This is a genomic window from Nonomuraea sp. NPDC049695 (genome assembly GCF_040674955.1).
GTDB classification, from domain to species: domain Bacteria; phylum Actinomycetota; class Actinomycetes; order Streptosporangiales; family Streptosporangiaceae; genus Nonomuraea; species Nonomuraea helvata.
In genome coordinates this window covers 1-8,083 of sequence record NZ_JBFANV010000179.1, presented here as the reverse complement: position 1 = coordinate 8,083, position 8,083 = coordinate 1, and the positions used below count along the sequence as shown (strand labels likewise).

At 69.3% G+C, this 8,083-nt stretch carries 8 protein-coding genes; 7 read left to right on the top strand and 1 reads right to left on the bottom strand.

Annotated elements, in window-relative coordinates:
• Window positions 1-168 precede the first annotated feature (168 nt).
• Genes AB0J64_RS56275 through truB form a run of 4 tightly spaced genes read left to right on the top strand, consistent with a single transcriptional unit; the run spans window position 169 to window position 2,845 of the window.
• A complete protein-coding gene (locus AB0J64_RS56275; protein ID WP_344986545.1) occupies window positions 169-465 on the top strand; it encodes a DUF503 domain-containing protein in 297 nt (98 codons plus the stop codon).
• A 39-nt stretch (window positions 466-504) separates the two neighbouring features.
• The gene (gene rbfA / locus AB0J64_RS56270; RefSeq protein ID WP_364046720.1) at window positions 505-945 is read left to right on the top strand and encodes a 30S ribosome-binding factor RbfA; all 441 of its coding nucleotides are present in this window, start codon (window positions 505-507) and stop codon (window positions 943-945) included.
• The gene (locus AB0J64_RS56265) at window positions 942-1,973 is read left to right on the top strand and encodes a bifunctional oligoribonuclease/PAP phosphatase NrnA (RefSeq protein WP_364046718.1); all 1,032 of its coding nucleotides are present in this window, start codon (window positions 942-944) and stop codon (window positions 1,971-1,973) included. The genes rbfA and AB0J64_RS56265 overlap by 4 nt, the downstream gene beginning before the upstream one ends.
• The gene (gene truB / locus AB0J64_RS56260) at window positions 1,973-2,845 is read left to right on the top strand and encodes a tRNA pseudouridine(55) synthase TruB (RefSeq protein ID WP_364046716.1); all 873 of its coding nucleotides are present in this window, start codon (window positions 1,973-1,975) and stop codon (window positions 2,843-2,845) included. Before AB0J64_RS56265 ends, truB begins: the two co-directional genes overlap by 1 nt.
• Here the strand turns inward: truB and AB0J64_RS56255 are convergent.
• Window positions 2,842-3,861 (bottom strand): SAM-dependent methyltransferase, encoded by a 1,020-nt coding sequence (locus AB0J64_RS56255; RefSeq protein WP_364046714.1) that lies wholly within the window; start codon window positions 3,859-3,861, stop codon window positions 2,842-2,844. The genes truB and AB0J64_RS56255 overlap by 4 nt on opposite strands.
• A 92-nt stretch (window positions 3,862-3,953) precedes the next feature.
• Here AB0J64_RS56255 and AB0J64_RS56250 point away from each other — a divergent pair, with 92 nt between their 5' ends.
• The 3 genes from AB0J64_RS56250 (at window position 3,954) to AB0J64_RS56240 (ending at window position 7,964) form a co-directional block, all read left to right on the top strand.
• On the top strand, window positions 3,954-4,892 hold the full coding sequence (locus AB0J64_RS56250; RefSeq protein WP_364046712.1) for a bifunctional riboflavin kinase/FAD synthetase: 939 nt from the start codon (window positions 3,954-3,956) through the stop codon (window positions 4,890-4,892).
• Window positions 4,893-5,054: 162 nt separating this feature from the next.
• A complete protein-coding gene (gene rpsO, locus AB0J64_RS56245) occupies window positions 5,055-5,324 on the top strand; it encodes a 30S ribosomal protein S15 (protein WP_185071789.1) in 270 nt (89 codons plus the stop codon).
• Window positions 5,325-5,612: 288 nt separating this feature from the next.
• Complete coding sequence (locus tag AB0J64_RS56240) at window positions 5,613-7,964, top strand: polyribonucleotide nucleotidyltransferase (protein WP_364046709.1); 2,352 nt, start codon at window positions 5,613-5,615, stop codon at window positions 7,962-7,964.
• Window positions 7,965-8,083: the final 119 nt, after the last annotated feature.

Genomic DNA, 8,083 nt, shown 5'->3' with positions numbered 1-8,083 from the left:
TTGGTGTCTTTTTTCTTGTGTTTTTTTTTGGGTTGTAGGGGGGGGTTTTGGGGGGGGGCGGGCCGCGGGGGGGTACTGCCGCGGGGCGCTTCTCGCACGCCCAGGCCTGGTCCCCACCGCAGCAGGCCGGTCGTGCGTTCACACCAGGTCAAGCGGTGGTTGCCAACGATGTATGTGGGTGCTCTGACCCTGGACATCCTGCTCGGCGACGTCAGGTCGCTGAAGCAGAAGCGCTCTGTCGTACGGCCGCTGATCGCCGAGCTGCAGCGCCGTTACCCCAGCATCGCGGTGGCTGAGACCGGCCATCTCGACCTGCACCGCAGGGCCGAGGTCGGCATCGCCGTGGTCTCCGCCTCCGCGGGAAACTGTAAAGAGGTGCTGGACGCCTGCGAGCGGATGGTGGCCTTCCGCCCTGAGATCGAGCTGCTGTCCGCCAGGCAACGGCTCTACAACGACGAAGATTGAACGACTGCACGGCCAGGTCGTGCGTGAGGGGGAGCGAACATGGTGGATGCCGCACGAGCGCGCAAGCTCGCCGACCGCATCCAGCAGATCGTCGCCGAGATGCTGGAACGCCGGATCAAGGACCCGCGCCTGGGCTTCGTCACCGTGACCGACGCCCGCGTCACGCCCGACCTGCGCGAGGCCACGGTGTTCTACACGGTGTTCGGCTCCGACGCCGAGCGGGCCGACAGCGCGGCCGCCCTCGAGAGCGCCAAGGGGATCATCCGCTCCGAGGTGGGCCGCCAGACCGGCGTCCGCTTCGCCCCGACGCTGACGTTCAAGCACGACCCGCTGCCTGACAGCGCGCGCCACCTCGACGACCTGATCCTCGCCGCGAGGGCGCGGGACGCCGAGGTCGCGCGCCAGGCGGAGAACGCTGCCTACGCCGGCGAGGCCGACCCCTACAGGAAGCCCGACGAGGGTGAGGACGACGAGGAGTGACGCCCGACGTACGCGACAGGGCCGGCCGTCCGCCCCGCGCGAACTCCCGGACGGGCACCGCGGTCCCTGAGGCCGCCTGGGACCGTGCGGTGCGGCTGATCGGCCAGGCCGAGGAGATCGCCCTGGCCTGCCACGTCACACCGGACGGCGACGCGCTCGGCTCGATGCTGGCGGTCGGGTTCGCGCTGCGGTCGATGGGCAAGCGGGTCGTGGCGTCGTTCGGTGACCATCACTTCGTGGTGCCGCGCCTGCTGCGGTTCCTGCCGGGGCAGGAGATGCTGGTGCCGCCGGAGGACTATCCCGCCGCGCCCTCGCTGATGATGACCTTCGACGCCTCGACCTTCGAGCGCCTGGGGCTGCTGCGTGACAACACCGCCAGGGCGCGCGAGGTCATCGTGATGGACCACCACCCCTCCAACGAGGGGTTCGGCACGCTCAGCCTCATCGATTCCACGGCGGCCGCCACGGCCATGCTGGCCGAGCAGCTCATCTACCGGCTCGGCGGGCGGCTCGACCGCGACATCGCCACCTGCCTGTACGCGGGGCTGGTGACCGACACGGGGTCGTTCAGGCATTCGTCGACGACGCCCGCCGTGCACCAGATGGCGGCCAGGCTCGTCGAGACCGGGCTGCGTACCGACGAGATCGCCCGCGAGCTGTGGGACCGCTCGCCGTTCGGTTACCTGAAGGTGCTGGCCGCCGCGCTGGACCGGGCGGTGCTGGAGGGCGGGCTGGTGTGGACCTACGTGACGCGGGTCGACCGGGCCGCGCAGGGGCTGCCGTACGCGGAGCTGGAGGGCATCATCGACATCGTGCGGCGTACCGACGAGGCCGAGGTCGCGGTCGTGCTCAAGGAGGACGACCACGGCCACTGGCAGGTGTCGACCCGGTCCAAGGGCAAGGCCGACGTGGGAGCCGTGTGCGCGGCGCTGGGCGGCGGCGGGCACCACAACGCGGCCGGATACACCTCGTACGACAGTGTGGAGAAGACGATGGCCGCGTTCCGGCGCGAGCTGGGGAAGGTCTGATGGCCGAGAGCGGGTTGATCATCGTCGACAAGCCGGGCGACTGGACGTCCCACGACGTGGTGGCCAAGATGCGGCGCATCGCGGGCACCCGCCGCGTGGGGCACGCGGGCACGCTCGACCCGATGGCGACGGGCGTGCTCGTCGTCGGCGTGGAGAAGGCGACCCGGCTGCTGGGGCACCTGACGCTGACCGAGAAGGTGTACGAGGCCACGATCCGGCTCGGCGTGAGCACGAACACCGACGACGCCGAGGGTGAGGTCACCGCCTCGGCGCCGGCCTCGGGAGTGACGGCCGCCGAGATCCACAAGGGTGTCGCCGCGCTGACGGGCGAGATCATGCAGATCCCGCCGCAGGTGAGCGCGATCAAGGTGAACGGGCAGCGCGCCTACAAGAAGGCACGCGCGGGCGAGGAGGTCGAGCTGTCGGCCCGGCCCGTCACCGTGCGGACGTTCGAGGTGCTCGACATCCGGGCCCACGATGACGTCGTCGACGTCGACGCGGTGGTGACCTGCTCCAGCGGCACCTACATCCGCGCGCTGGCCCGCGACCTGGGGGCGGCGCTCGGCGTCGGGGGACATCTGACGCGGCTGCGGCGCACCCGCGTCGGGCCTTATGACCTGTCGCTGGCCAGGACCATCGAGCAGCTCGCCGAGGAGTGCCTGATCCTGCCCATCGGCGAGGCGGTGGCGGCGGCGTTCCCGCGCCGCGATGTGACGGCCGAGGAGGCGCGGGTCATCGGGCATGGAGGGCGCCTGGGCGCGGTCGGGCTGGGGAAGGGGCCGATCGGCGTGTTCGGGCCAGAGGGCGAGCTGCTGGCGCTGGTCGAGGAGCAGGGCCGGGTGGCCAAGCCGATCGCCGTCTTCGTCCCCTAGGCAGGTTTGCGGGCGACGATGATGTCGCGGACGATCGCCTGGTCCACCCAGTGCTCGAAGTCGGGGTAGTCCATCACCTCGAGCCCCGCCCCGGTGAGGATCTGGGCCAGCTCGGAGCTCTTGCCCCCGTAGGTGTTCCAGGAGATGCCCATGGCGCCTCCTGGACGCAGCAGCTCGGCCCAGACCGGCACGGCCTGCCTCAGCAGCTCCAGAGGGCTCCGCGACAGCCCGCTGCCGCCCTTGCTGCCGTGCTGGACGCCGTAGGGAGCGTCGGCCACCAGGACGTCGAACGAGCGCGGCTTGAAGAACTCCCTGCTCTTGAGCGTGTCGGCGTTCACCATGGCCAGGTGCTGCACGTCACCGGCCTTGACGGCCTCCTTCGACAGCCCGAACGTCACGTTCAGCCGCCGCCCCACCAGGGCCCGCTCGCGCCGCACCGGCACGGTCTCGGCGGTGTGCTTGAGCCGCTTGTTGCGCAGCCACGTCTTGATGAAGGCGGCGTAGGCCTCGAAGTCCTTGCCGTCGACGTCCAGCCCGTAGGCGTCGTAGCCGTACATGAGGGCCTGGTTGAGCGTCGTGCCGCGCCCGCACAGCGGGTCGAACACCGCCAGCCGCTCGCCGAGGCCCTTCTCGCCGGCCAGCGCGGTGACGTTGAGGAGCAGCTTGGTGAAGTGCTCGTTGGTCTTTCCCGCGTACTTCTGGATGGTGATCAGGTCGGTGCTCAGCCGGTCGAGCGAGCTCATCGTGAGGGGCCGGAGCAGCTCCCCTTCGATGCCAAAAATCGCATAAACAGAGGAAAGGTTTGACAAAAGCGAGATATCCGACTGGCTCAGGTCCGCCGACGTCTCGAACGTCACATACGGCACACCGCCGATGGTGGTCTCCTCGCTGTCCACCACCTTCCCGCCCAGCCCGCGCGCGTCGAACACGGCCAGCTCGTTCCGGGTCAACCGGACGGAGCTCTCCCCGTAGACCCGGTTGAATGCAGGCAGGATCAGAAGCGCGTAACGAGGCATGATGCCCGATGCTATCTCTTTTCCTGACTATCAATTCGAGGGAACACTGGCACGCGTGGCAGGCTTGTCTCGGATTGATCCGCCACGAGCGAATGGGGCCTAGCGTGCAGGGTTCGGGAAGGTCTGTCGTCACCATAGGCGTGTACGACGGGGTCCACCGCGGGCACCAGCGGGTGGTCGAGCGAGCCGTCGCCGTCGCCCATGAGCGGGGGCTGCGCAGCGTGGCCGTCACGTTCGAGCCGCATCCCGAGGAGGTGGTCCGGCCCGGGTCGCGCCCGCAGCGGCTGACCAGCCCGCGGCGCAGGGCCGAGCTGCTGGCCGGGCTGGGTGTGGACGAGATCGACGTGGTGGAGTTCACGCTCGACGTGTCGCGGACGAGTCCGGACGACTTCGCCCAGAACGTGCTGGCCGAGCGGCTGCGGGCGGCCGTCGTGGTGGTGGGGGAGAACTTCGTGTTCGGGCACCAGGCGAGCGGCGACGTCGAGGCATTGCGGACGCTGGGCGATAAATACGACTTCGAGGTGGAGGTCGTGCCCCTGCTGTCACGAGGGCTCGACGCCATTTCCTCGACCGCCATCCGCGAACGGCTCGCCGAGGGCGACGTCGAGGGCGCGCGCGAACAGCTCGGCCGGCCGCACCGGGTGGAGGGCGTGGTCGTACGCGGCTACCAGCGGGGGCGCCAGCTGGGCTTCCCGACCGCGAACGTCGAGACACCGCAGCACACGGCCATCCCGGCCGACGGGGTCTACGCCGGGTGGCTGGAGTGCGTTCGGGTGGCCAACCTGCCCGCGCTCTACGCGGGCGAGCGGTGGCCGGCGGCGATCTCGATCGGCACCAATCCGACGTTCGAGGGAGTGCCGCGGACAGTCGAGGCTTATGCGCTGGACCGGGACGACCTGGAGCTGTACGGGGTGCACGTGGCGGTGGAGTTCGCCGCGCGCCTGCGCGGCAACACGCGCTTCGAGTCCATCGACGCGCTGATCGCCCAGATCCAGGCCGACGCCGACGCCACCCGCCGTCTCACAAGCTGAGTCGTCCGAGTACTCCGCGTGAGGTGGTAGCCTTGCATGTCGGCTCTGTAGCGGCGGCGCTGCGCGCTGCCCATGACGGCCTTCACCGCGGCGACTGTAGGCACGCACGGTCGTTCGCACTCTTCATTTCATTCGCGCGTGCCCGTAGCTCAAAGGAGAGCCGTGTCCCTCGACACCGCTGCCAAGAAGTCCATCATCGGTGAATACGCGACGGCCGAAGGCGACACCGGGTCGCCCGAGGTGCAGATCGCGCTGCTGAGCAAGCGTATCAGCGAGCTCACCGAGCACCTGAAGACGCACAAGCACGACCACCACAGCCGTCGTGGCCTGCTTCTGCTCGTCGGTCGCCGGCGTCGCCTGCTGAAGTACCTGCAGAAGGTCGACATCCAGCGCTACCGGTCGCTTATCGAGCGGCTCGGCCTGCGCCGATAGCATGAAAGGGAGCGGCGAACTTGCCGCTCCCTTCTCATATGGGTAGACCATATGGTTGGGCGCGTGGCGGTGTGGAAACGCCGTCGCGCCTGACGTACAACTGAAGATCCGAGACACACAGCCCCCGCGTCCGCTCAGCACCATGCGACCCGCGACGCCTGCGGGCCGGTCCTCGGTAGTGGCTTCCGGTAGGAATGACCGGGCGCTTCGATCGAAGACCGGCGCTGCACCTAACGAGGGTGCCGGTGAGAAAAAGGGCGCGGGAGACCGACCACAAGGAGGTCCCCCGTGGAGGGTGTCCACACCGCTGAAGCCGTCATAGACAACGGCGCATTCGGCACACGCACGATCCGGTTCGAGACCGGTCGTCTCGCGCGCCAGGCGGCGGGCTCCGCCGTCGCCTATCTCGACAGCGACACCATGGTGCTCTCAGCCACCACCGCGTCGAAGGCGCCCAAGGAGAACTTCGACTTCTTCCCGCTCACGGTCGACGTCGAAGAGCGCATGTACGCCGCGGGCCGCATCCCCGGCTCGTTCTTCCGGCGCGAGGGCCGTCCCTCCGAGGACGCGATCCTCACCTGCCGGCTGATCGACCGGCCGCTGCGCCCGTCGTTCGTGAAGGGCCTGCGTAACGAGATTCAGGTCGTCGCCACCGTGATGGCGCTCAACCCGGACCACCTCTACGACGTCGTCGCGATCAACGCCGCGTCGCTGTCCACCCAGCTCGCCGGGCTGCCGTTCTCGGGCCCGATCGGCGGGGTGCGCGTCGCGCTGATCGACGGCCAGTGGGTGGCGTTCCCGACCCACCCCGAGCTGGAGCGGGCCACGTTCGACATGGTCGTGGCGGGCCGCGTGCTCGCCGACGGCGACGTCGCGATCATGATGGTCGAGGCCGAGTCCACCAGGGACACGCTCAAGCTGGTCGCCGAGGGCGCCGTCGCGCCCACCGAGGAGACCGTCGCGCAGGGCCTGGAGGCGGCCAAGCCGTTCATCAAGGTGCTGTGCGAGGCGCAGTCGCGCATCGCGCAGGTCGCGGCCAAGGAGACGGCCGAATACCCCGTCTTCCTCGACTACCAGGAGGACGTCTACAACGCGGTCGAGGCCGCGGTGAAGACGGAGCTGGCCGCCGCGCTGACGATCGCGGGCAAGCAGGAGCGCGAGAACGAGCTGGAGAAGGTCAAGGCGCTGGCCGCCGAGAAGCTCCTGCCCGAGTTCGAGGGGCGCGAGAAGGAGATCTCCGCCGCCTACCGCTCGGTGATGAAGAAGCTCATGCGCGAGCGGGTCATCAAGGAGGGCGTCCGCATCGACGGCCGCGGCACCAAGGACATCCGCGCCCTGTCGGCCGAGGTCCACGTGGTGCCCCGGGTGCACGGCTCGGCGCTGTTCGAGCGCGGCGAGACCCAGATCATGGGCATCACCACGCTCAACATGCTGCGCATGGAGCAGGTCATCGACACGCTCAACCCTGAGCGGACCAAGCGCTACATGCACAACTACAACTTCCCGCCCTACTCCACCGGCGAGACCGGCCGGGTGGGCTCGCCCAAGCGCCGCGAGATCGGTCACGGCGCGCTGGCCGAGCGGGCGCTGATCCCGGTGCTCCCGACCCGCGAGGAGTTCCCGTACGCCATCCGCCAGGTCTCCGAGGCGCTCGGCTCCAACGGCTCCACCTCGATGGGCTCGGTCTGCGCGTCCACGATGGCGCTGCTGGACGCCGGTGTGCCGCTGAAGGAGATGGTCGCGGGCATCGCGATGGGCCTGATCGGCGAGGGCGACACGTACGTCACCCTGACCGACATCCTGGGCGCCGAGGACGCCATGGGCGACATGGACTTCAAGGTCGCCGGCACCAAGGACGTCATCACCGCGCTGCAGCTCGACACCAAGCTCGACGGCATTCCGGCGAGCGTGCTGGCCGGCGCGCTGAAGCAGGCCAAGGGCGCCCGCCTGGCGATCCTCGACGTGATGCAGGAGGCGATCGCCTCCCCGGCCGAGATGAACCCGACCGCGCCGCGCATCATCACCATCAAGGTCCCGGTCGACAAGATCGGCGAGGTCATCGGCCCGAAGGGCAAGATGATCAACCAGATCCAGGACGACACGGGCGCCGAGATCACCATCGAGGACGACGGCACGATCTACATCGGCGCCACCGACGGCCCGTCCGCCGAGGCGGCCCGTTCGGCGATCAACGCCATCGCCAACCCGCACATGCCGGAGGTCGGTGAGCGCTACATCGGCACGGTCGTCAAGATCGCGGCCTTCGGCGCGTTCGTCTCGCTGCTGCCCGGCAAGGACGGTCTGCTGCACGTCTCGCAGATCCGCAAGCTGCACGGCGGCAAGCGCATCGAGAACGTCGAGGACGTGATGAGCGTCGGCGAGAAGATCCAGGTCGAGATCGCCGAGATCGACGCCCGGGGCAAGCTCTCGCTGGTGCCCGTGGAGGTCATCGAGAAGGAGGCCGCCGAGAAGGAGGCGAAGGCCGCCGGTGGTGGGGCAGTCGAGTCCGACGAGGCTGCGCCTGCCGAGGAGGCCGCCGCCGAGCCGGCCGGCGAGGAGAAGTCGGAGCGGCCCCGCCGCACCCGGACCCGCGTCCGCACCCGCGGCAGCGGCAGCGACGGGGACGACCGGAACTCGTGAGAGATCTGACGAACCGCGGTCGTGAGCCCCTCGCGGAGGGGCCGCAGACGGTCACACCGGAGTACGTGCGGCAGTCGAGTTTGCGGTCGACTCTGCCCACGCGGTATGTCTCCCTGACC

Excerpts from the sequence above, each read along its gene's own strand:
- AB0J64_RS56275 (WP_344986545.1), top strand. The coding sequence starts at position 169 with ATGTATGTGGGTGCTCTGACCCTGGACATCCTGCTCGGCGACGTCAGG.
- rbfA (WP_364046720.1), top strand. The coding sequence starts at position 505 with ATGGTGGATGCCGCACGAGCGCGCAAGCTCGCCGACCGCATCCAGCAG.
- truB (WP_364046716.1), top strand. The coding sequence starts at position 1,973 with ATGGCCGAGAGCGGGTTGATCATCGTCGACAAGCCGGGCGACTGGACG.
- AB0J64_RS56255 (WP_364046714.1), bottom strand. The coding sequence starts at position 3,861 with ATGCCTCGTTACGCGCTTCTGATCCTGCCTGCATTCAACCGGGTCTAC.
- AB0J64_RS56250 (WP_364046712.1), top strand. The coding sequence starts at position 3,954 with ATGGGGCCTAGCGTGCAGGGTTCGGGAAGGTCTGTCGTCACCATAGGC.